This window comes from Cytobacillus sp. C11.1 (assembly GCF_058145115.1).
Genome location: NZ_CM176935.1, coordinates 4,371,002 through 4,393,633 on the forward strand (window position 1 = coordinate 4,371,002; position 22,632 = coordinate 4,393,633).

16 protein-coding genes and 2 pseudogenes are annotated in these 22,632 nt (G+C 41.6%); all 18 read right to left on the reverse strand.

What is annotated here, in order from left to right; genetic code table 11:
* Positions 1 to 340: 340 nt before the first annotated feature.
* A complete protein-coding gene (gene murB / locus AC3ZVC_RS21555; protein ID WP_490065169.1) occupies positions 341 to 1,249 on the reverse strand; it encodes a UDP-N-acetylmuramate dehydrogenase in 909 nt (302 codons plus the stop codon).
* 65 nt (positions 1,250 to 1,314) lie between these two features.
* Positions 1,315 to 2,416, reverse strand: a pseudogene (gene murG / locus AC3ZVC_RS21560) (undecaprenyldiphospho-muramoylpentapeptide beta-N-acetylglucosaminyltransferase).
* 554 nt (positions 2,417 to 2,970) lie between these two features.
* Positions 2,971 to 4,071: a stage V sporulation protein E gene (spoVE, locus tag AC3ZVC_RS21565; protein ID WP_490065170.1), complete on the reverse strand. Its 1,101-nt coding sequence runs from the start codon at positions 4,069 to 4,071 to the stop codon at positions 2,971 to 2,973.
* 167 nt (positions 4,072 to 4,238) lie between these two features.
* On the reverse strand, positions 4,239 to 5,591 hold the full coding sequence (murD, locus tag AC3ZVC_RS21570) for a UDP-N-acetylmuramoyl-L-alanine--D-glutamate ligase (RefSeq protein ID WP_490065171.1): 1,353 nt from the start codon (positions 5,589 to 5,591) through the stop codon (positions 4,239 to 4,241).
* A complete protein-coding gene (mraY, locus tag AC3ZVC_RS21575) occupies positions 5,592 to 6,566 on the reverse strand; it encodes a phospho-N-acetylmuramoyl-pentapeptide-transferase (RefSeq protein ID WP_490065172.1) in 975 nt (324 codons plus the stop codon). It lies immediately after the preceding gene.
* Position 6,567: 1 nt separating this feature from the next.
* A complete protein-coding gene (locus AC3ZVC_RS21580; protein WP_490065173.1) occupies positions 6,568 to 7,017 on the reverse strand; it encodes a hypothetical protein in 450 nt (149 codons plus the stop codon).
* Between the two features lies 1 nt (position 7,018).
* Positions 7,019 to 8,478, reverse strand: a pseudogene (locus AC3ZVC_RS21585) (UDP-N-acetylmuramoyl-L-alanyl-D-glutamate--2,6-diaminopimelate ligase).
* A 280-nt stretch (positions 8,479 to 8,758) separates the two neighbouring features.
* A complete protein-coding gene (locus tag AC3ZVC_RS21590) occupies positions 8,759 to 10,678 on the reverse strand; it encodes a stage V sporulation protein D (RefSeq protein ID WP_490065174.1) in 1,920 nt (639 codons plus the stop codon).
* Positions 10,679 to 10,771: 93 nt separating this feature from the next.
* Complete coding sequence (locus AC3ZVC_RS21595) at positions 10,772 to 12,988, reverse strand: penicillin-binding protein (RefSeq protein ID WP_490065175.1); 2,217 nt, start codon at positions 12,986 to 12,988, stop codon at positions 10,772 to 10,774.
* Positions 12,988 to 13,353 carry a cell division protein FtsL gene (ftsL, locus tag AC3ZVC_RS21600; RefSeq protein WP_490065176.1) on the reverse strand — a complete coding sequence of 122 codons (366 nt, stop codon included), beginning with the start codon at positions 13,351 to 13,353 and terminating at the stop codon, positions 12,988 to 12,990. The genes AC3ZVC_RS21595 and ftsL overlap by 1 nt, the downstream gene beginning before the upstream one ends.
* Positions 13,354 to 13,402: 49 nt before the next feature.
* Positions 13,403 to 14,335: a 16S rRNA (cytosine(1402)-N(4))-methyltransferase RsmH gene (gene rsmH / locus AC3ZVC_RS21605; RefSeq protein ID WP_490065177.1), complete on the reverse strand. Its 933-nt coding sequence runs from the start codon at positions 14,333 to 14,335 to the stop codon at positions 13,403 to 13,405.
* A gap of 125 nt (positions 14,336 to 14,460) precedes the next feature.
* Positions 14,461 to 14,892, reverse strand: a complete 432-nt coding sequence (gene mraZ, locus AC3ZVC_RS21610; protein ID WP_214724664.1) for a division/cell wall cluster transcriptional repressor MraZ — start codon at positions 14,890 to 14,892, stop codon at positions 14,461 to 14,463.
* 289 nt (positions 14,893 to 15,181) lie between these two features.
* Positions 15,182 to 16,816, reverse strand: coding sequence for a bacillithiol biosynthesis cysteine-adding enzyme BshC (gene bshC / locus AC3ZVC_RS21615; RefSeq protein ID WP_490065178.1), 1,635 nt, complete (start codon positions 16,814 to 16,816; stop codon positions 15,182 to 15,184).
* A 475-nt stretch (positions 16,817 to 17,291) separates the two neighbouring features.
* Positions 17,292 to 17,678 carry a DUF3397 domain-containing protein gene (locus AC3ZVC_RS21620; RefSeq protein ID WP_490068981.1) on the reverse strand — a complete coding sequence of 129 codons (387 nt, stop codon included), beginning with the start codon at positions 17,676 to 17,678 and terminating at the stop codon, positions 17,292 to 17,294.
* 24 nt (positions 17,679 to 17,702) lie between these two features.
* Positions 17,703 to 18,587 (reverse strand): 2-dehydropantoate 2-reductase, encoded by an 885-nt coding sequence (locus tag AC3ZVC_RS21625; RefSeq protein WP_490065179.1) that lies wholly within the window; start codon positions 18,585 to 18,587, stop codon positions 17,703 to 17,705.
* Between the two features lie 482 nt (positions 18,588 to 19,069).
* The gene (locus AC3ZVC_RS21630) at positions 19,070 to 20,611 is read right to left on the reverse strand and encodes an acyl-CoA carboxylase subunit beta (protein ID WP_490065180.1); all 1,542 of its coding nucleotides are present in this window, start codon (positions 20,609 to 20,611) and stop codon (positions 19,070 to 19,072) included.
* Positions 20,612 to 20,878: 267 nt separating this feature from the next.
* Positions 20,879 to 21,091, reverse strand: coding sequence for an acetyl-CoA carboxylase biotin carboxyl carrier protein subunit (locus AC3ZVC_RS21635; protein WP_214724654.1), 213 nt, complete (start codon positions 21,089 to 21,091; stop codon positions 20,879 to 20,881).
* A 15-nt stretch (positions 21,092 to 21,106) separates the two neighbouring features.
* Positions 21,107 to 22,450: an acetyl-CoA carboxylase biotin carboxylase subunit gene (locus tag AC3ZVC_RS21640; RefSeq protein WP_490065181.1), complete on the reverse strand. Its 1,344-nt coding sequence runs from the start codon at positions 22,448 to 22,450 to the stop codon at positions 21,107 to 21,109.
* Positions 22,451 to 22,632 lie beyond the last annotated feature (182 nt).

The window sequence follows — 22,632 nt, forward strand, 5'->3', positions numbered from 1 at the left end:
GCCCCGTGATAATCAAGGCCTAGAGCCGATGGCGCCTGGATAGACAATATTTAGGATGCTATTATATTTCCATTACCCCAAAGCGGTTTGCCGTACTTTGGAGCCAGGCAGTGCTTTGCATCTAAAGATAATTTCTTAGAAAATAAGAAAAACGAATACACGGGTCGCCGTTCCCCTGATAACACCCTACCGAATGGCTTGTCCAGTTTTACTGCATAAAGATAAATAGGGAGGAGAACGGCATGCTTTTCATGCCGTTTCAATAAAAAAATAAATTGATTTGCACGTCTAAGAAATTATTATATCACAATAAATGGAATTCGTAAGGTATTATTCCCCGTTACTTTCGGCCGATTATTTCTACTTCAGTTTCCATTTTCACACCATACAAATCAAATATTGTTTCCTTGACATGCTGGATTAAAGCAAGCACATCTTCAGCTCTTGCATCTCCTGCATTTACAATAAAATTCCCGTGCATATCGGATATCTGTGCTCCGCCTATTGAATGGCCCTTCAAACCTGCTTTTTCAATCAGCTGGCCAGCATAGTCAGGCAGAGGGTTTCGGAAAATGCTGCCCGCACATGGGTAGTTCCATGGCTGGGTCTCCTTGCGGTAGTCCTTATTTTTTTGCATTGCAGAAGAAATCAGTTCCCTATCTCCCTCTGTCAGCTGAAACACAGCTTCAGCTACGATTCCAGGCCGTTTTTTCTGAAGGACCGATGTTCTATAGGAAAACTCCATTTCTTCATTTGATAGCCATTCCATCTTCCCATCCTCGAATAGAATATGGGCCTTGGTTAATATTTGGGAAATATCAGACCCATGAGCACCTGCGTTCATATAAACGGCACCTCCGATAGAACCTGGAATACCGCTTGCGAATTCAAGGCCTGATAAACCTTTTTTGCTTATGATCGTTGAAAGGGCAACTAAGGAATAACCTCCCCCTGCCTTTAACTCCGTACCATTTAGTTCCATTTCATCCATGCCTCGGCCAAGCTTAATAACTGCCCCTTCAATGCCGCCATCGGAAACAAGCAAATTTGAGCCTCTTCCAATTGCAGTCCATTTCACTTTATACTGACGGATCTGTTCCATCGTTTTTGCAAGGTTTTCTATGGATGAAGGCTCTATAAACAAATCGGCAGGACCGCCAATTTTCATAGTTGTATGATTGGCCATTGGCTCGTTTTCTTTGATTGTGCCAATATTCAAATCTCTAAGCTTGCTGATAAATTCGTCCATATATACCTCCCTTTCTCTTTATTGCACTTAAATTTATTTATTCTATGCATATGTGGCCTTCAAGGCTACTTTTGCTTGCTGGAAACCAATTCCGCCATTATACCGTATAGCCTTTTTGCCGCGTCAGGGATTCCTAAATTGCTGGAAGCCTTCTTCATATCATTCATTTTATTTGGATTAAGTATAATTTTGTCAATGTTATCAATGAGTTTCTTGCCTGTTAACTCTTTTTCGAGGAGCAGCTCTGCAGCTCCATGGTCGCTTAATGCCCTCGCGTTCTTTTCCTGGTGGTTGTTTGTCACATACGGGCTTGGGATTAAAATGCTGGGTATGCCCAATGAAGTGATTTCGGCCAATGTTGTAGCACCTGCACGGGAAACCACAGATCAGCACCCGCAAGAACTTCCGGCATATTATGGATGAATGGCTTGATAATTACATTTTCCGGACTGCCGACCAGTTCAACCTCTTTCCTGACATCCTCGTAGTGAACATCACCGGTAATATATAAAACCTGGTAAGGCTTTTCTCCAAGCTCAGCAAGTGTCTTTATAACCGCATCGTTTATTGGCCTAGCCCCCCTGCTTCCTCCAAAAATCAGAACAGCGGGCGTGCCGGTCTTCAAACCTGCGGATAGCCTTCCCTTGATTCCATCCTGCCCCAGTACTTCAGAAGCACGAGGATTGCCTGTTAAAATAGTTTTATTATCCGGAAAAAATACTTTTGCTTCTTCAAAACAGACTGCAATGCGATCTACATATCTGCTAAGAAACTTATTGGTTAATCCCGGAACACTGTTTTGTTCATGTATGACTGTCGGTATGCCGAGCTTTGCTGCAGCATAAACCACAGGGCCGCATACATATCCGCCCGTTCCAATCACAATGTCTGCTTTGAAGTCTTTTAGCATTTTTTTGCTTTCACGGACTCCCTTTAAAAACCTTAACACTGTTTTTACATTTTCTAAAGAAATCTTCCTCTTAAAACCGGTTATATGTATAGACTTAAAAGGTATGTCTTCACGTTTGACTATCGTATTTTCCAATCCTTTTTCAGTGCCTATATATAGAAATTCGGCATCTTTATGTTCTTTTTGAATTTCTCTTATGAGCGCAAGGGCCGGATATATATGTCCGCCAGTTCCCCGCCGCTAACCGCTATTTTCATTCTTTCACCTCTTAAAAGAGTCTTATTAAAAGACTCTGTTAAAACTTTCCTGTTCATTTCCGCTTCATTTACTCAGCGAACTGCCGGGACTCCCTTTGATACGCTCCTCCCGCAGAACTTAAATATACGTCTCTGATTTACACCGCACGAAGGAAATGCATGTGCATTTTCGGGGACCTTGTACATTCTGCTCCAAACAAATGGGTGTCAAAATCACCATTTTGGTTTAAAACAGCCTATAAAAAAGAAAAAGTTCGTTTTCAAACTAGGACTAATGTCCATCAGTGCTCTTTTCTTTTTCCGAGATAATTGTCCAACGTTTGAGTGAGCACTCTTCCTGTGGAAAAAACCACTCCCCCGCTTTACCCTATTCTACTATATTTAAAACGAATAGATAGGAACGGACACCATAATGTTAAAGAATTGTAATAATGCGAGCCTTTCATTGTCAATTAAATCATAAAGCCCGGAAAAGTTTTTTCCATTTTTTTCAACTCCAAAAAAGAAACCCTGTATGACAGGGTTTCACAAATAATGCGTCTTCAAAACAACTGCTAGTATCGTGCATAACGGCTTATATTTAATAGAACCCCGATAGCCATAAGCATTAAAGTTAATGACGAGCCTCCATAACTCAAAAAAGGAAGTGTAATGCCGGTAACGGGCATTAAGCCGGTGACAACCCCTATATTTATCATTACCTGAATGGCAACCATGGCGATTATCCCTACAGCCAAAAAACTTCCGTAAAGGTCAGGTGCACCCAATGCAATCCTGATCCCACGCCATAAAAGCAGCGCGAATAATAATATAACAAATGACCCGCCGATAAAACCCAGCTCTTCAGCTAAAATAGCAAATATAAAGTCCGTTTGCGGCTCCGGAAGATAGAAAAACTTTTGTCTGCTTTGGCCAAGCCCCAAACCGAACAATCCACCCGGGCCGATGGCATAAAGAGATTGGATAATCTGGAATCCGCTGCCCAATGGATCTTCCCATGGATCAAGGAAAGATGTAATCCTCTTTATTCTGTAAGGAGCCGACAAAACCAGCGCAACAAACCCCGCCAAACCAGCGACACCAAACCATACAAAATGGCTGATTCTGGCTCCTGCGATAAAGATCATAACCACACAAGTCCCAACCATTACAGTTCCTGTCCCTAAGTCAGGCTGAAGCATGATTAAACCGAATGCCAAAAAGACAAGGCCTAAAGATGGAACAAGCCCTTTTCTGAAAGATGTAATGAGCTTCTGCTTTTCGGATAGGAACTTTGCCATAAAGACGATCATGGCAAGCTTCATAAATTCGGAAGGCTGCACAGAAAATGCGCCAACTCCAATCCAGCTTCTGGAACCATTTCGCACATTGCCAATTCCCGGGATTAATACCAGCAGCAGAAGCACAAAACAAACTATTATTAACACTTTGGCCCATGTTCTCCACGTCCAGTAATCCACATTCATAATAAAAAACATGGCAATGATGCCAACACCTGCAAAAAGCATCTGCCTTTTAGCAAAGAAAAAGGAATCATCAAATTTATAGTCTGCCCATATCGCACTTGCGCTATAAACCATGGTCAAGCCTACAGCAAGCAGCATAAACGTGACAATCATTAAGATAACGTCGGGAGTGGTTCTTTTTGTCGGCAACACAATACACCTCGAATGCAAGTTTTAGGGCTGATCAAGTAAGCAAGTCCCAGCGGCAGGTTGGGCCCTCCAGGCGTTTTTTGCTTATCCGATTATAAAGCTCTAAATGTGCCGCGAAGCAGATGTATGCCTAAGCTGTTCTTTTCTCTAGTCCCGCAGACAAGCCCTTATTTAAGCTTATGCACCGCATCTATAAACATGTCTCCCCGAACCTCAAAAGTTTTATATTGGTCCCAGCTTGCACATGCCGGAGAAAGCAGAATGACATCTCCAGGCTCAGAAAGCTTAAAGGCAGAAGGTACGGCTTTTTCAACATTATCGACACGCTCGATTGTTTTTATTCCGGCTTCCAAAGCCGCCTTCTCAATCTTTTCTGCTGTTTGTCCAAAAGTAACTAGAGCTTTAACCCGTTTTAAAGATGGGATTAACTCATCAAAACTATTTCCTCGGTCAAGTCCTCCCGCCAGAAGAATGACAGGATCGCTGAAAGCTGCTACTGCATTTTTCGTTGCCAAAATATTAGTTGCTTTTGAATCATTATAAAATTTTCTGCTCTGGTATTCAGCCACATATTGCAAACGGTGTTTTACACCTGCAAATGTACTTAAAACACTAATAATTGCTTCATTTCCAACCCCGGTCAGCTTGGCTGCAGCCACCGAGGATAGTATATTCTCAAGGTTATGCGCTCCCGGCAAGGTGACATCTTTTCTTTCCATCACCTTTTCGCCATTGAAGCAAATCCATCCATCTTTAACATAAGCGCCTTCAGAAAGCTCTTTTAATGTTGAAAAAGGGATAATCTTTGCCTTGGATCCTGCTGCAGCTTCCATAACCTCCTGTTGGTCGGCATTAACTATTAAATAATCATTGCTTGTCTGGTTCATCGTAATATTCGCTTTGGCAGCATGATACTCTTCTCTTGTTCCATGGTAGTCCAAATGGGCATCATAAAGATTTGTCAATATGGCAATACGCGGCCTGAACTCCCTTATTCCCATGAGCTGAAAGGATGATAGTTCAATAACGATATAATTCTCTTCAGAAGCTTCCTGGGCAACCTCTGACGCAACAGTACCGATATTGCCGGCAATCAGCGGTTTTTTGCTGCCTGCCTGAAGCATTTCAAATACCAGTGTAGTTGTCGTGGTTTTTCCATTTGTACCCGTAATGCCAATAAAAGGAGCTTCAGATACCTGATAGGCAAGCTCTACTTCTGTAATAACAGGAATACCTTTTTCCTGCGCCCCTATAATCATTGGATTATGGTATGGAATTCCAGGATTTTTAACTATTAGCTCAAAGCCTTCTTCTAGCAGTTCAATTGGATGGCCTCCACAAATAACAGTAATTCCCTGCTCAAGCAGCCCCTGGGCTTCAGGGTTTTCCGCCAAAGGCTTAAAATCATTTACCGTAACAAATGCTCCTAGTTTATGTAAAAGGGAGGCTGCCCCCACTCCGCTTTTTGCCAGCCCCAATACTAATATTTTTTTATGTCGATAACGATTGATTTCCTTCACTTACACCCACACCTCAATATAGATTCCGAGAATTGCAAACAGAAGGCCAACAGTCCAGAAGGTTACAACAACCCGCCATTCAGACCACCCTACCAGTTCATAATGATGATGGAGCGGGCTCATTCGAAAAATTCGCTTCCCGGTCGTTTTAAAAGATGCTACCTGAAGAATAACTGACAGCGTTTCTATAACAAAAACACCGCCAATAATAATTAATACGATTTCCAGCTTTGTGAGTATGGCAATCGTTGCAATTGCCCCACCTAAAGCCAGCGAGCCTGTATCCCCCATAAATACCTTAGCAGGGTGGGCATTAAATACAAGAAAGCCCAAGACAGCTCCAACAACTGCAACGGAAAAAATCGATATTTCAAATTGCGATTGGTTCCAGGCCAATACTGCAAAAGCCCCAAAAGCAATAGCCGCGGTGCCTGAAACAAGACCATCAAGGCCATCCGTAAGGTTTACTGCATTAGAGAACCCTACAAGCCAGAAAATAATAAAGAATACATACCACCAGCCTAAATCAAAAGAAAGGTCTGTGAGCGGGATATGTACTTCAGTGGAAAAATCATTTTGCTTGAAAACAAAATAAAATATAACTGAAATAATGATTTGGCCCAAAAGTTTTTGCTTAGAGGTAAGACCTAAGTTCCGCTTCATGGCTACCTTGATAAAGTCATCCAGGAACCCAAGAAGCCCAAAGCCCAAAGTAACCAATAATAATAAATAGGTTTTAACGGTAGGCTCGGCAAATTTCCCTGTCATCAGCAGGGTTGTTGCAGTAATTGAGAGGAGGATCATAATTCCCCCCATCGTAGGTGTACCCGTTTTTTTCTGATGGGATTTTGGTCCCTCCTCACGAATACTTTGCCCGAATTTTAATCTTCTCAAGAAGGGAATAAAAATGGGAGAAAGCAATACTGTTATTAAGAATCCAGCTAAAATTGTGAAAAAAACTACTTGCTCCATCATATTATCCCCTCCTTTCGTTCTTGGCATTTCTGGCAGCTTCATTTAATTTTTCAGCCATCACAGCAATATCATATGTTGCTTCGTTTTCATTAAGACTTTTTTCATCTAAAAAAAGGAAATTTGTTGTGTTGATCGTTTCATCTGCGTTGCTTAATATTTCTATATATGATTCCATGATATCCTTTAAGCCTTTCGTTAAGTCATTTGTATAAAAAACAGGAAAATGATTAGGTGTATATGCCGGTACCTCGTCCTTCTCATTCCAAAGGGCAGCCACTGCCCCATTTTTAATCGCATCTTTCAGATTGCCTGATTCTTCTATAGGGAGATAGATTCCTTTCGGCTGTACGATCGATGAGGAAGCAGCTACCGTATGAAATTGCAGCTCATTGTCCTTTATCCCTGTTGTATTTGGAAACAATTTCGCTAAATCACCATACGTTAAATACATTTTATCGCTCCTCTATCGCCTCTTTAGCAACTAACCGGTCATCAAAGTCAAAAACCTGATTCCCGATAATCTGATATGTTTCATGTCCTTTGCCGGCTATCAATATAACATCGCCTTCACAAGCATTTCTTACCGCATAGTGAATAGCCTTTTTCCGGTCGACAATCGTCTTATATTTTTCGCCCTTCGCTCCCTCTTCCATATCCCTTAAAATCTGGAGGGGATCTCGCTACGCGGGTTATCTGAAGTAAATATTGGGTCAGTACTGTATTGGCATGCAATTTCAGCCATAAGTGGCCTTTTGGAGCGGTCTCTGTCCCCACCGCAGCCGACAACTGCAAAAATCCTTTTCTGGGCAAATTGCTTTACAGTTTCCAAAGCATTCTTCAGACTGTCAGGAGTATGCGAATAGTCGACTATTACAGAGAAATTCTGGCCTGCATCTACCGTTTCAAACCTGCCGGAAACACCTTTTACTTCCTCGACGGATTCAATGATTTCCGTTATCGGTATTCCTGAGGCAACTCCTGCTCCTATACTGGCAAGTACATTATATACGCTAAACTTCCCTATCATTTTAAGTGATACTTTATGCCTCCCGAATGGGCTGGATAAATCAAAGGCCGTACCTGCCGAGGTCATTTCAATATTGACTGCACGAAGGTCTGCTTCATGATCAATTCCGTATGACAGCACATGTGCTGCAGTGGACTTTTCATACTCGGCAGAAGCCGGGTCATCCGCATTTAATATCGCATACTTGGGCCTTTCATGGTTAAAGGCACTTCCCAGCTGGGCAAAAAGCAGCCCCTTCGCCCTGCGGTATTCATCCATTGTTTTATGATAATCAAGGTGATCCTGAGTCAAGTTAGTAAACACAGCTACATCAAAATCACAGCCATGGACACGCCCCTCATCCAGCGCATGGGATGAAACTTCCATAACAGCGGAGTCCACGCCAGAAACTGCCATTTTTTCAAAAGTGCTTTGCAGGGTAAGGCTTTCGGGTGTCGTATTTTTCACTTCAAAAGTTTGTTCCCCGATTTTTGTATACATCGTTCCAATTAAACCGGTTTTCCGGCCCGCATCAGCAAGGATTTTTTCAACCAGGTGACTTGTTGTCGTTTTTCCGTTAGTACCGGTTATTCCAATCAGATGAAGCTTATGGCTAGGCTGCCCATAAAAGGCATCAGCCAGCACAGCCATGGCCCTTCGCGTGTTCTTTACCAATATCACTGGTATATCCAAATCCAATTCCTTCTCGGCAACAACAGCAGCAGCTCCTTTTTCTGCAGCTGAAGCAGCAAAGTCATGCCCGTCAACTGTATAGCCTTCTATACAAACAAATAAGCTTCCGGCTGATACTTGCCGGTTATCGTTGACAATTGATGTGATTTCTGGATTATCCCCCTTATAAGACATATATGGCTGCAGATATTGCAGCAGCGTATGTAATTTCATGGCATTCATTCCTCTCATTCTAAAGCAGCGCCCTTTGTTTTCCTCTTTATTTAGCTTTCTGGTTCCTTGCAGATTAAAACTCTTTTTATTCACCAGAGTGATCCCCAGTTTTAAAATTAAAACCAATCGGTTACGATTCCAAAATCATGGCGATATATATTGTACATGATAATTGGCTTTTTAGCCATTTAATCATATACCTTTTCGCAATGTGTGGTTATTTACTTTTTTCTCCAAAAATAAAAATTCAGGCGGCGCGTATCGTGCCGCCCTCTGGCTGTTATTCTTTGTCATCAAAGTACAGACGGATGGTTGAGCCTTCTTTAAGCTTTATACCCGGTTGAGGCGTTTGCTTAACCACTGTATTGCCAGTTCCGCTCGCATCTATTTTTAAGTTAAGGTATAGCTCTCCCAAATCTTTCTTTGTCATGCCGACCATGTCAGGAACTTCAATCATTGGAGAATCCATCCAGGTAAGCTCTTTTTCAATTTGGTCTTTTCTGGGTTTTACACCCATAGCCCTCAAACTGTCTCCCATAATCTCCCCAACAATTGGTGCGGCAACAACTCCCCCAAACTGAACGGTTCCTTTTGGATTGTCTACTGCAACATAGACCACAAGCTGCGGATCATCTGCAGGAGCAAAGCCGATAAAAGATACAATATGGTTATTTTCAAGGTAACGGCCATTTTGAGCCTTTTGCGCCGTTCCTGTTTTGCCGCCAACACGGTAGCCGTCAACAAATGCTTTTTTACCGGATCCCTTGGCAACAACAGATTCCAGTGCAAGCCGAATTTCATCGGATGTTTCTTTTGAAATTACTTTTCTCTTAGCCTCAGGTGACTTTTTCATCAAAATTTCACCGTTAGCCGGATTAATTAATTCTTTTGCTATATATGGCGTATATAAGGTGCCGCCGTTAACTGCCGCAGAGATCGCAGCAGCTTGCTGGATCGGAGTAACGGAAACACCCTGTCCAAATGCAGTGGTTGCCTGCTCAACCGGGCCTACACGATCAAGGTTAAACAAAATCCCCTTGCCTTCGCCCTGAAGGTCTATGCCTGTTTTTTCCCCAAAACCAAAATCACGAATATATTTAAATAACTTTTCCTTTCCTAATCGCTCCCCAAGTTCTACAAAACCAGGGTTGCAGGAGTTCTGGACAACTTCCAGGTATGTCTGGCTGCCATGGCCGCCTTTCTTCCAGCATCTTAGCCTGGCACCCCCAACCTCAACGAACCCCGGATCATGGAAGTGATCTTTTTCCAAGTCTACCTTACCCTCTTCCAAAGCAGCTGCCAGAGTAATAATCTTAAACGTGGAACCCGGCTCATAGGTACTCCAGATTGGGAGGTTCCGGTTGTAAATTTCTGGGGGCACGTTTCTAAAGTTGGCAGGGTCAAAATCAGGCCGGCTCGACATGGCCAGGATTTCCCCGTTATTCGGATTCATGGCGATAGCAATAATGCCATCAGGATTATATTCAGCCTGGGCTATGTCAAGCTCCCTTTCAACTATCGTTTGGATCTTTGAATCAATCGTCAGTTTAAGATCCATTCCGTCCACAGGAGCCTTGTAGTCGTCCGCCATATCGTTCATGCGCTCGCCCTTGGCATTCGCATAAAATTTCACTGAACCTTCTTTTCCTTTAAGTTCTTCATCATAGTATAACTCAAGGCCCATTAAACCCTGATTGTCAATTCCGGCAAAACCGAGCACGTGGGAAAGATAGTTCCCAAATGGATAATGGCGCTTTGAGTCTTCGCCAATATAGACGCCTTCTATTTCTAAAGAGCGAATCTCCTTTGCTTTTTCATGGGAGATTTTTCGCCCTTCAGGAATTTTTACGCTGGATGCTCTTTTGGTGATGAGCTGATAAGCTTTTTCCTTCGACATATTTAAGACAGCAGCCAATTTTTCCGAAGCATCTGCAGGATCCTTAATCTGCCTGGGGACAACATAGACTGTTGGTGCACTAACATTAGTGGCAAGCGGAACTCCGTTTCGATCCACAATTTCTCCTCGCTCCGGTTCAAAAGGAATATCCCTGCTCCAGAGTTCCTTTGCGCCATCAGTAAGCATATTGCCAAGAAAAAATTGAACATACCCAAGACGCAAATCGATAATAAAAAAGACTAGAATACCAACGAACAAAGCTACAGTCAACCGTTTCCGAACGGTTACATTTGAAACACGCATGTACGAACGAACCTCCTTAGATTATGGCTCGTTCAAATATATGCTTGTACCCATATGAATAGAACGCACTGCCTATCTGACAGTGCGTTCCAATTAATCAAGTACTTCTTCCGTTTCTTCCTGACCCTCTTCTGTTTGCACTTCATTATATTTTTGTGCAGGAGGCTCCAGCTCGACGATTAAATAATCCCCTTCACTTAAAGCAGCCCCGGCCTTTAGATTTTGTTTAACCACATATCCATTACCCACTGTATTTAGTTTTAAGTTGGCTAGCTTTGCTACTTTCATAACATCCCTTAGCGACCAGCCGTTCATGTCAGGCACTGTTAACTCGCCATCTGTCTTAAGGATAACCCTTTCACCTTCAAGCAAATTGTACATATTGCCGGGAACTTGTCTTTCTATTTTATTCCCTTTTCCCAGCACAATCGCCTCAAATCCGAACTTTTCCAGCTTAGCTTTTGCCTCTTCAATTGTCAGCCCTTCCACTTCAGGTGTATGTTCAGACTTAATCTTAAGTTTTTTGGAAGGCTCAATATTTAAATACTGCAAGCTGCTTTTCATAACAGGAGTGAAAATCTTGGAAACCGGCTCGGCACCATTTGTGCTAAGATCAATATCCGGCTGCTGCACAGCCACATAGATAATCAATTCGGGGTCATCCTTTGGAGCCATGCCTAAAAAGGAGAAGATGAAATTTTCATGCCCGGTTAAATATCCGCCTCCATTAGGATCAGGGATTTGTGCAGTCCCCGTTTTCCCGGCAACCTCGTACCCTTCAATATTATAGCGTTTGTAGCCTGTACCATTTTCAGAAGAAACAACTGTCTCCAAAATATCTCTTGTTTTCTTAGCCGTCTCCGCTGATATCGGATTAGCTTTTACCTCTGGTTTCGTTTCTTTCACCACTTCTTTTTTATCGCTATCAACAATTTTGCTGATTACATGCGGCTGCATCATCTTTCCGGCATTAGCGATCGCTGTAGCCGCCTGGATTTGCTGAATTGGCGTAATGGCGGAACCCTGGCCGAATCCGGTTGTTACTTTCTCCAGTGGCCATTCATAAACAATATTGCCGCCCGTTTCATTGGGCAGGTCAATTCCGGTAGGATCATCAAAACCAAACTTGGTTACATATTCTCTATACGTTTCATATCCCAGTTTTTCTTTTACTATTTTTGCAAAAGCCACATTGGAAGAACGCTGAACCCCCTCAAGATAAGTAATGGATCCCCATCCGCGGCCTTGGTTATGGTCTCTCACAGCTTTTGAATTTTCGGTTACTTTATAGCTGCCAGACTTAAACCATTCATTAGGATCAAATACACCTTCTTCAATCGCTGCTGCCAATGTAAAAATTTTCATGGTTGAACCTGGCTCATAGGAGTTTTCGATAACCTCATTATGCCAGGTATCTTCTATTCCTTCCTTTGTTTTTGGGTGAAAGGATGGCCTTTGGCCCATAGCAAGTATATCACCAGTCTTCGCATCCGCAACGACAGCTACCATCTTCTTCGGTTTATACTCTTCATCCACTTTATTCATGGAATCTTCAAGGAAGGTCTGGATTTTTTTATCTATAGTCAGATATACGTCTTTTCCATTTTGGGCAGGCTTTATCATCTCATCGCCATTTGGCAGCAGATAGCCCCAAATGTCACTTTCATAACTGAATTTTCCATCCTTGCCTGTCAGAATTTCATTTAAGCTTTGCTCTAAACCAAGCATTCCGACAGTATCAGTCCTATTCGTTTCTGTTTTCTTTTTTTCAACATACCCAATCAGGTGTGAAGCAAAGACACCATTTGGATAAAACCGCTTGGAATCTGTAATAAATGTAATGCCGGGAAGTTTCATTTCTTCTATTTCACGTTTTGTTTTTAACGGAAGATCGCGTCCGGCTTTTCCAAATTCAACTTGGAATGGTGTTTCTCCGTCTTTTGTTTTTTTTGTCAATATTTTATAAATCTCAGACTCTTCCAGGTCTATTGCCTTAGATAGTTTCTTGGCTGTTTTATCAGGGTCCTTTACATAACCAGGTTTCATGCTTTTATCTAAAATCGCCACAAGCTTATAGGACACGGTATCTTCTGCAATCACTTCGCCATTGCGGTCATAAATGGTGCCCCTTCTGGCCTCAATCGTTTTTTCCCGTTCATACTTTTGCTGAGCCTTTGCAGCAAGAACTTGCCCGTCTGCTTCTCCGGTAATCTGAATAGAGATAAAACGAAAAAGCAATACAAAAAAGAGCAGGCTGAATATTAGGAATAATATCGCTGCTCCAAAATTTATATTTGGCTGTTTTTTCATTAATCTTCCACAACCTTGACATTATTTCCGCTGAATTTTAATCCCATTTCTTCGGCTTTTGCCTTGATACGCTCATATGTACTTAGCTCGCTGACCTGCATTTCAAGATCCCCGTTTACCTTAGTCTGTTCCTGAATAGCCCGCTCTGTTATTTGTATTTCTTTGTTTACTTCATAAATGGCAGCCTGGTTTGATACCATTTGGACGGCACCGAAACATACGATTCCCGTAAAAGCAAGCCCCAGAATTTTTTCTCCAGGAGAAAGCCATGACTTTCTGGACTTTATCTTTTGGGGGATTTCGAGAGGCTGGGTTTGCTGCTGATAATGCTGTTCTTCCTGAATTTTTCGTGCTAAATTGCTCATAATTTCCCTCCTGTTTATTTATTTATCTATTCTCTAATTCCATGATTGCTCATAGTTTTTCCGCTATACGCAGCTTTGCAGACCTTGCGCGGTTATTGTGTTCCAGCTCTTCTTCAGAAGGCAGGATTGGCTTTCTCGTTATAAGCTTTAGGATTGGTTTATATTCGTCAGGAATAATTGGCAGTCCCGGAGGTAAATTCGGTGTTTCACTAGCTTTTTTAAATGTAGCCTTGCAGATCCTATCCTCAAGGGAATGGAAAGTGATGACACTAATTCTTCCCTGGGGATTCAGGATGTCGATCGCCTGCTGCAATGAATTTTCAAATACGCCAAGCTCATCATTAACAGCTATCCTGATTGCCTGAAACACTCTCTTTGCAGGATGTCCGCCTTTTCTCCTAGCAGGTGCAGGTATGGCATCCTTAATAATTTCTACCAGCTGGCCGGTTGTCTCTATTGGAGCTTCTGCTCTGGCAGCTTCAATTTTTCTAGCGATTTGCTTGGAGAATTTTTCCTCTCCGTATCTGAAGAAAATCTTTACAAGCTCTGCATAGTCCCAGCTGTTTACAACATCAAATGCTGACAGCTCTGCGTCCGTATCCATCCTCATATCCAGCGGGGCATCGTTATGGTAGCTGAAGCCCCGTTCCGGTGTGTCCAATTGCGGAGAGGAAACGCCGAGATCATATAGAACGCCATCAACCTTATGAACTCCCAGCTTTTCCAGTTCTTCCTGAAGATACTTGAAGTTACTTTTAATAATAGTTATTCTGTCGCCAAATTTAGCCAGTTTTTCTTTTGCATGGGCAATCGCCGTATCATCCTGGTCAAACGCATATAGCTTTCCATTATTAGAAAGCTGCGAGAGAATCAGCTCGCTATGTCCTGCACCGCCTAGGGTACAATCCACATAAACTCCACCCGGATGAATATTCAAGCCATCTACCGTTTCCTTTAATAGTACTGTTGTATGATCAAACATGGTTGTATGTTTCCACCTTTCCAATCCGAAAAGCGCTAGATGCCTTTAACAGCATCCGGAGCTAGACAGTCATCTTTGTTAAGAAAATTACATCTGCGGGAAATTATATTAATAAAACATTCCCATTATATATCAAACCCAATCATATTTTCTGCAATATCAGCAAAAGATTCCTCTGACTCTGCAAAATAGTCTTCCCAAAGATTCTTGCTCCATATTTCAATTCGATTGGAAACGCCCAGTACTACACATTCTTTTTCCAACTTTGCATATTGCAGAAGCGGGGAAGCAATATTTATTCTTCCTTGCTTGTCTATTTCACATTCAGTGGCACCTGAAAAGAAAAAACGGGTAAAAGCGCGGGCATCTTTTTTTGTAAGAGGCAAGCCTTTTAATTTATCTTCAAGCAGCCTCCATTCGTTCATTGGGTAACCAAACAAGCATTGATCGAGTCCACGGGTTAATACGAAGGTTTCGCCCAAGTTGTCCCGGAACTTAGCAGGCACGATGAGACGGCCTTTAATATCAACGTTATGATGGAACTCACCCATGAACATACCCACTGCACCCACTTTCTAACACAAATGTACCACATTCCCCCACTTTCCTCCACATGTTTTTAATTATTCTACCACTCCATTTAAAATCCTGCCTCCCTGGAGTTTTTCCCGGAATTTCCGTTCGTCTTTTTATTACAATTTCTTTAAAGCCTTTACGGTTTTTTCACAGTCACATGGTTGCTCGCACACATGCTGGCATATCAATATTTAACCCTTTATTCTTTGCTTAAAAGGATAAAAAAAAGGCCTTATCCAGATGGATAAGGCAGAAAAATAATGGCGAATATTAAATTTTTATGACTTTGTGTGTCCCATCAAATATAAAGGGACATTCCAGCAAATCGTTCACAAAACTCATACCATATTTATTAATGTAATACAGCCCGTTCCAAATTCTCTCTTGCGGTGACCCTCCCGGCCTTAAAGCATTTTCCGCTTTTTCATATTTACCAATGATGACATCATGCTTTTTCTGGATTGCTTGTTGAATTCTAGATTCCATGAAATCCATTTGCTTGACGAGCAGTTCCTCGTTTTTCTTTAACATCGGAAGCAGAGCATTGGCTTCTTTCCCCGTTAATTCTTCTATTAAAACATAGTTTTGCTTTAACTGCTCTTTTGTTAACCTAAACTGCTCTTCAATGCTTTCGTCTTTGATTAGCTCAAGGTAATCTTTTTTCTTTGCTTCAGTCCCGAAGGTAAGCACTTCCTGCAAATCCAGGTCTAATTCCTTCATATCACTTTCCACTGATCGTTCTAGAATGGTAATATTCAGCCGGGGCATAATTGGAGGCATTTTCATTCCAAAACACTCGAATGCCTTCTTCAGCTCAGCCCAATAAGCAATTTCACCCGGCCCTGCTATAAATGCCAATGTTGGAAACAGCCATTCCTGAGTTATCGGCCTTGTCACAACATTATTGCTTAGCCTTTCAGGATATTTTTCAGCAATTTCCAGCAGTTGATCCATCGTAAACTCGTGGAAACATTCTTTCCCGGTAAACACCTTTTTCTCCTGATTATATTCAAGGAGTATTCTTTCGTTATGCTTTTCATCGTAATAAAATAGGTTTGCTGCATTTTCGCTAATTTCAATCGCATTGGGAAAACCAGAGCGTTCCAGCAAATCTTGCTGATCTTTCACCCTTTTGGTTATTTCCTCAAAGCTTTCAATCTGTTTTGTAAGTATGTCTCTTTCAAGCATACGCAAATTCCTATCGCCTGAATCGACCAGCAGCAATCCTGTATCCTTAAACAGATGCATAATAATTCCAGCAAAAAAATCAACAAAGCTTTCAGATTGGTTTATGGTGTCACGCAGTGTTTTAAGGAGCCCTTTTGTATATTGTGTTTCTCCAAATGACTCAATAATAGCCTCCACCCATAACTTACACTTATCCCTATCCAAGCAAATATTGGAGACCATACTTTTTTCAAATACCTTTTCAGGGTAAATCACTTTTTCCATTTTATTCGTTTTTTCAACAAACACATGGTTGACTTCCTGATAGTCGTGGTCCTCACCAGCAATCCAGAAAACGGGAACGACAGGAACACCCAGCTCTTTTTCCTTTTGTTCGGCAAGGGAAATAATCGAGATAATTTTATGTATGGTATAAAGCGGGCCCGTCAGAATCCCGGCCTGCTGCCCTCCAATGATAACAGCACTATTTTCTTGCTTCAGCTTCTCCAGGGATTCGTGCACTGCTGCAGAGGCAGGAAAGCGATCCATAAATTTTCCGATATACTCAGAAAGTTCATTTCTCATAAATGACCGATCCTTTAATTCCCCTAAGCGCGCTTTATAATCTGAAGAAGAATTATAGCGATAATGAAAAAACTGCATGAGTTCTTCTGTTTGTGCGTTATAATCTGTTGCAAACCGGTTGGTGGCCGGCAATGAGAGATTAAGAATCTCCATTAATGAACTTCCTTTCTGGTTCCATTTTTCAAAGAATGTTCAAAAAGTCCTGTAAGCAGCAGCCGACTCGAGTTGCACAAGAACGTGCTGATTCGACCTTCACAGTTTAAAGAACTATACGGACGTGATTTGTCGTCGACCAAAACGGTAGCTTTAGGGCGGACGCAGAGATCTTTTTTAGTCTGCCTCCGCTTGCTTCTCCACTCCATTGAATAGAACATGCTCACGTACCAAAATCATTCCTTCGAAAAAGCAAGGTGATTTTGCGGGGATTATGCTATAGGAGTTTCGAGCTTTCACATCACTGTTCAAAGATCCACTTCCTTAACCTCACCGACTCCTTTTGTCCTCCTTTTTGAACACGCACTTTATTTCATCTTCTGAGTATATCATTGTCTGAATTGAAAAGAAAAAAACTTTGCTTAACTAAATGTTTCATTTCTAGATATTTAGATTTCCTATCTAAGAGATGCTATTAAGGTATAATGACAACAGCAGCGACCCGTTGGACCAGCCCTATAATAATGAGGACAACATATGCGGAAAAGTATAAGAGGAAATTGAATCGCCAAAATCCTTTAAACATAACACGCAAGCTTATTTCCTGTTTAACCCTCCATTGAATAATAACAAAAATTACAGCTGTAACTAGCAATGACAAAAGAATCATCCATAAATATGATTTATCCCAAATAACAATAATAAGAAAATGGACAGACAGAATAAATAAAAAAGTGCTGACATCCAAAGCAATATGTACTGATCTTCGGTGTTTTTTTGTTATTTGTTTACTGATAATAAACACAGCAATATATCCCAGCAATGGAATTGTAACCAATGTGGCAATGAAAGCTGAAAACACTGTATTCAATTCATTTCCCCCTTTTTACTCCTTCCCTTTAACAAGGCAATAAAGGCTTTCAGAAAATGGAGCCTCCATTTTCTTTCTTTCTGCTTCCTCAAGAATATAACCCAGGATGGCATCTATTTCTGTATGCCTTCCTTCTTCAATATCCTTCAGCATGGAGGATCGGTTATTCCCTGTATCTCTGCAAACCTTTTTCACATGGTTTAAAGCTCCCGCTTTATCGGATATATCCATTACTGTACTAACTTCGTCAAACAGCTTTAAAAACAAGCGGTAATAATATGGATTTTCCAAAAGGTCCCCATTTCTGACACTCAGCACGGCAGTCAATGGATTGATGACAGAGTTAACAATAAGCTTTTCAATCAGCATTCCTATATAATCCTGGTTAAAAACAAAAGGAAAATAGTTTGATGCAGGTTCGGAAATTCCCTTTAAAAAAGTTAAATCCCCTTTTATAGCAGCCAGCTTTGTTACCCCTATCCCAGTATGCAAAACAGTACCCGATTCTGCTATTAAAGCACCATGTTCAACACTTCCTGCAAATAGATGTTCAGCTTGGAGATTTTGAATCCACTTTAAATGCCCCATGCCATTTTGGAGAAACAGAAATGATAAGTGACGGCCATGGCTCATTTTCTTCATACTGCATACAACCTCCGGAATACTGTACTGTTTCACAGCGACAATAGTTAAATCCTCTTCACCCTTCCATTCTGTAAAAAGGCTTGCCTTGATAGGATATTTAAGGCGTTTCCCATCCCTTTCAAATATAAGACCCTGTGAACACAGCCTATCCGCCTGGATTTTACTTCTAACATACACATGCACGTTATGGTGTTCATTCAAATAATGGGCAAATAAAAGTCCTATGGCCCCTCCGCCGATAATAGCAATCCTCATAGCTTACTCCCGTTATCAATTTTGTCATGGTCCTATTTTATCAAAAATAAAGGCTCTTTTCGTATAGATTGTTGTTTTTGGACTATAAAGCTTGCCCGTTGATTTCCGCTCCAGTCACTTGCTTTCCGCGGGGAGGAACGGGAGCCTCCTCGGCGTTTCACGCCTGCGGGGTCTCCCGCTCCCTCTCTTCCCGCAGGACATTGAATAAGCTTCCTCGAATAAGCACCGCACGAAGAAAATGCGAATGCATTTTCGAGGATCAAGTGCCTTCCACTCCAATCAACTCAGTAATTAACACTATTTTGTAAGCAACAAACTTTGCGAAAACAGCCAAAATAAAATAAAACATGGGTAAATTGGAATGTTTACTCACTTTTTTCAAATATTATATTTATTTTTTAATTCCATTTTGCTTTAAAGAAATCCTTTAAAAAAAATCCCTTTTTCGAAATTCCGAAAAAGGGATTTTTCATTTGCTTATATTAAACCGGGTACACAGGGTGTTTGCGTACGCTAAATGTTAATTCTTTCGTTTCATACAGATCAAAACGATTAATCAATACATTTCTTAAATCTGATGGGGAAACAATATCGTCAACGATTAATTCTGAGGCAAGCTTATAAATATCAATTGCTTCTTTATATTCCTGCTGCTTTTCCTGTACGTATTTAATTTTTTCTTTTGGATCTTCGATAGCATTAATTTTATTAGAATAGACCGCATTTACAGCCGCTTCAGGTCCCATGACAGCGATTTGTGCAGTAGGAAGTGCAATGCAGCAGTCTGGTTCGAATGCTGGACCCGCCATCGCATATAGCCCAGCACCATAAGCTTTTCTAACGACAACGGAGATTTTTGGAACAGTAGCCGAGCTCATAGCTGCAATCAGCTTTGCGCCGTGACGTATTATCCCTGCTCTTTCTACCTTAGTTCCAATCATGAATCCAGGTACGTCTGCCAGGAACAATAATGGAATATGGAATGCATCGCAAAGCTGAATAAATTTAGCACCTTTGTCAGCAGAGTCCACAAACAATACTCCACCTTTCACCTTCGGCTGGTTGGCAATGATCCCCACTGTCCTTCCGCCGATGCGGGCAAGTCCGGTAATTAGCTCCGATGCAAAAAGCTTTTTAATTTCAAAGAAGCTTCCTTCATCTATCAATGAATCAATACATTCATACATATCAAATGGGGCATTCTGGTTCTTAGGGATGATTTCTTCAAGGTCACGGCCTGCCTTCGGCCTAACAGCTTCAATATTTCCTGGCTTTTCTTTAAAGCTTGCCGGGAAATACCCCAGATATCTTCTGGCAGATTCAATTGCCTCTTCCTCGCTGTAGGCGAGCATATCTCCGCAGCCGCTGACTGAACAATGCATGCGGGCTCCGCCCATTTCTTCAAGAGTAACCTTTTCGCCAATAACCTTTTCAGCCATTCTTGGTGAGCCCAAATACATGGAAGCATTTTGGTCAACCATGATAACAATGTCACAAAATGCAGGAATATAAGCGCCCCCTGCAGCAGAAGGGCCAAATAACAAGCAAATTTGCGGCACCATGCCGGAAAGCTTTACTTGATTATAAAAAATTCTGCCTGCTCCGCGTCGATTCGGAAACATTTCAAGCTGATCTGTAATTCTTGCCCCGGCCGAGTCAACCAGGTAAAGGATTGGCACTTTTAATTTTTCAGCAGTTTCCTGAATGCGAATGATTTTCTCAACCGTTCTGGCACCCCAGGACCCTGCCTTTACGGTTGAATCGTTCGCCATGACGCAGACCGTCTGCCCGTTGATTTTCCCAATCGCAGTGACAACGCCATCTGCAGGCAAATCCTTTTCTTCACAGTTTGCAAATTTGCCATCCTCCTCGTAGATTCCATCGTCAAACAGCAGCTCAAGACGTCTTCTGACAAAGAGTTTATTTTGGGCTTCATTTTTTTCATGATACTTTGGATGTCCGCCGGCTTCTATTTCTCTGCTTCTTTCCTGCAGCGTTTCAGTTAATGTCTTTGCAGTGGTCATTCTCTTCCTCCTAGAATTAGATTTTCTCCCTAATTGGGATCACAATTAATTTTCACTGTTAATTTTGCCAGTTGATTCCCGCTCAATAAGTTTAGTGAAACGCATGCAGACGACGCTCCCGGTGCATGAAAAGCCCGCAAAGTCTCCCTTTGACTTACTTCTCCAGCTGGACATTGAATAAGCTTTAGTAAGAGCATTCCGAAGAGGCCGCGTCTTCCACTCAATCAACAGGGTGCCAAAATCAACAATTAACTTTAAAAAACCAACTTATTCAAAAACGATCAGGACATCTCCTTCGTTCACGAAGTCCCCAACGTTCACTTTTACTTCAGCCACTTTTCCTGCAGCCTCACTTTCAACCGGTATCTCCATTTTCATGGATTCCAGCATAAGGACTTCCTGGCCAGCAGAAACCTCCTGGCCTGCCTCGACCATAATATTTAATACAGTACCTGCCATTGATGATGCGATTTCTTTCATTTGTAATTCCTCCTTCTATTTGACGGCGAATGCCTTTTCCGTTAAAAATGCTGTTGAATAATTCCCTTTGCGGAAATCTTCGTCTCTTAAAATTTCTTTAAATAGAGGTGCATTTGTTTTAATGCCTTCTAATTTTAGTTCATCAAAGAATTGAACCGCTTTTTCAATTGCCTCTATTCTTGATTCTCCATGAATAATGCACTTTGCAATCATCGGATCATAAAATGGGCTGACTGCTGTATTAGAAACATATCCATAATCAACCCGTACCCCAGGTGAAGCCTCCCATTCAAACATTGACAATTTACCTGGTGAAGGAAGGAAAGTTTTAGGATCCTCAGCATATAATCTGAATTCGATTGAGTGGCCCTGCTGGTTAATTTCATTTTGTGTGAGCGGCAACTTTTCACCGCTGGCCGCCAACAGCTGCCATTTTACCAGGTCAATACCTGTAATTTGTTCAGTTACCGGATGCTCAACCTGGAGTCTTGTGTTCATTTCAAGAAAATAAAAATTCTCTTCTTCATCCACAATAAATTCAATTGTTCCTGCGTTTTTATATTGAACAGCGTCTGCCGCAGTCAAAGCCGTTTCACACATTTTTTGCTTAGTTTGTTCCGAAAGGAAAGGAGATGGTGATTCTTCAACAACTTTTTGGTGTCTCCGTTGAATCGAGCAATCCCTTTCAAATAAGTGAACGATATTTCCATGATGATCACCGAACACCTGGATTTCTACATGTCTGGCATTTTGAATATACTTTTCTACAAATACTTCATCAGACCCAAAATATGCTTTGGCACGGTTTTTTGTAGAATCAAAGGACTTAGCGAGCGCTTGCTCATTTTCACAGCGAACCATGCCAATCCCTCCGCCACCGCCGCTGGCCTTGAGCATAACCGGATAACCCATTGAATCCGCAAGCTTACTTGCTTCCTCCAAAGTAGATGTTCCTTCGCCGCTACCCGGAACAACCGGCACCCCTGCTTCCATCATGGTTTTCCGGGAAACAATTTTATCACCCATCAACTCAATCGTTTCAGGATCTGGCCCAATAAAAGCGATTCCAGCGTCTTTTACAGCTCTGGCAAAACCGGCGTTTTCCGATAAGAAACCATAACCTGGATGGATTCCATCTACTTTTTCCTTTTTGGCGATCTCCAGAATGGTATCTGTTTTTAAATAAGATTTATTAACAGGCGGTTCACCTATATTGAAAGCATATGTAGCTTCTTTAACAAAAGGAAGGTCTTTGTCTGCATCGGAATATACGGCAACTGTTTCAATGCCCATTTCCCGGCAGGTTTTTATAATGCGCAAAGCAATTTCTCCCCTGTTTGCAATCAAAATTTTTCGCACAATCGATCCCCTTTCTAAGCATAATAATCCTGCAATAATATATATTTCTACAAACTTCTGGCTTTTTCCTGCTAATTTTGAAAACGCTTTCTATTTTTTATAAAAAAACTAAATATATATTAAGTTTTTCTTAAGTGCAGAATTTTTTGTTTACTTGTTATATAATAATAGACAAAGAAAGA

Excerpts from the sequence above, each read along its gene's own strand:
- AC3ZVC_RS21590 (WP_490065174.1), bottom strand. The coding sequence starts at position 10,678 with ATGCGTGTTTCAAATGTAACCGTTCGGAAACGGTTGACTGTAGCTTTG.
- murB (WP_490065169.1), bottom strand. The coding sequence starts at position 1,249 with ATGGACGAATTTATCAGCAAGCTTAGAGATTTGAATATTGGCACAATC.
- AC3ZVC_RS21630 (WP_490065180.1), bottom strand. The coding sequence starts at position 20,611 with ATGACCACTGCAAAGACATTAACTGAAACGCTGCAGGAAAGAAGCAGA.
- AC3ZVC_RS21595 (WP_490065175.1), bottom strand. The coding sequence starts at position 12,988 with ATGAAAAAACAGCCAAATATAAATTTTGGAGCAGCGATATTATTCCTA.
- bshC (WP_490065178.1), bottom strand. The coding sequence starts at position 16,816 with ATGGAGATTCTTAATCTCTCATTGCCGGCCACCAACCGGTTTGCAACA.
- mraZ (WP_214724664.1), bottom strand. The coding sequence starts at position 14,892 with ATGTTCATGGGTGAGTTCCATCATAACGTTGATATTAAAGGCCGTCTC.
- ftsL (WP_490065176.1), bottom strand. The coding sequence starts at position 13,353 with ATGAGCAATTTAGCACGAAAAATTCAGGAAGAACAGCATTATCAGCAG.
- mraY (WP_490065172.1), bottom strand. The coding sequence starts at position 6,566 with ATGATGGAGCAAGTAGTTTTTTTCACAATTTTAGCTGGATTCTTAATA.
- AC3ZVC_RS21580 (WP_490065173.1), bottom strand. The coding sequence starts at position 7,017 with ATGTATTTAACGTATGGTGATTTAGCGAAATTGTTTCCAAATACAACA.
- AC3ZVC_RS21625 (WP_490065179.1), bottom strand. The coding sequence starts at position 18,587 with ATGAGGATTGCTATTATCGGCGGAGGGGCCATAGGACTTTTATTTGCC.
- rsmH (WP_490065177.1), bottom strand. The coding sequence starts at position 14,335 with ATGTTTGATCATACAACAGTACTATTAAAGGAAACGGTAGATGGCTTG.
- AC3ZVC_RS21635 (WP_214724654.1), bottom strand. The coding sequence starts at position 21,091 with ATGAAAGAAATCGCATCATCAATGGCAGGTACTGTATTAAATATTATG.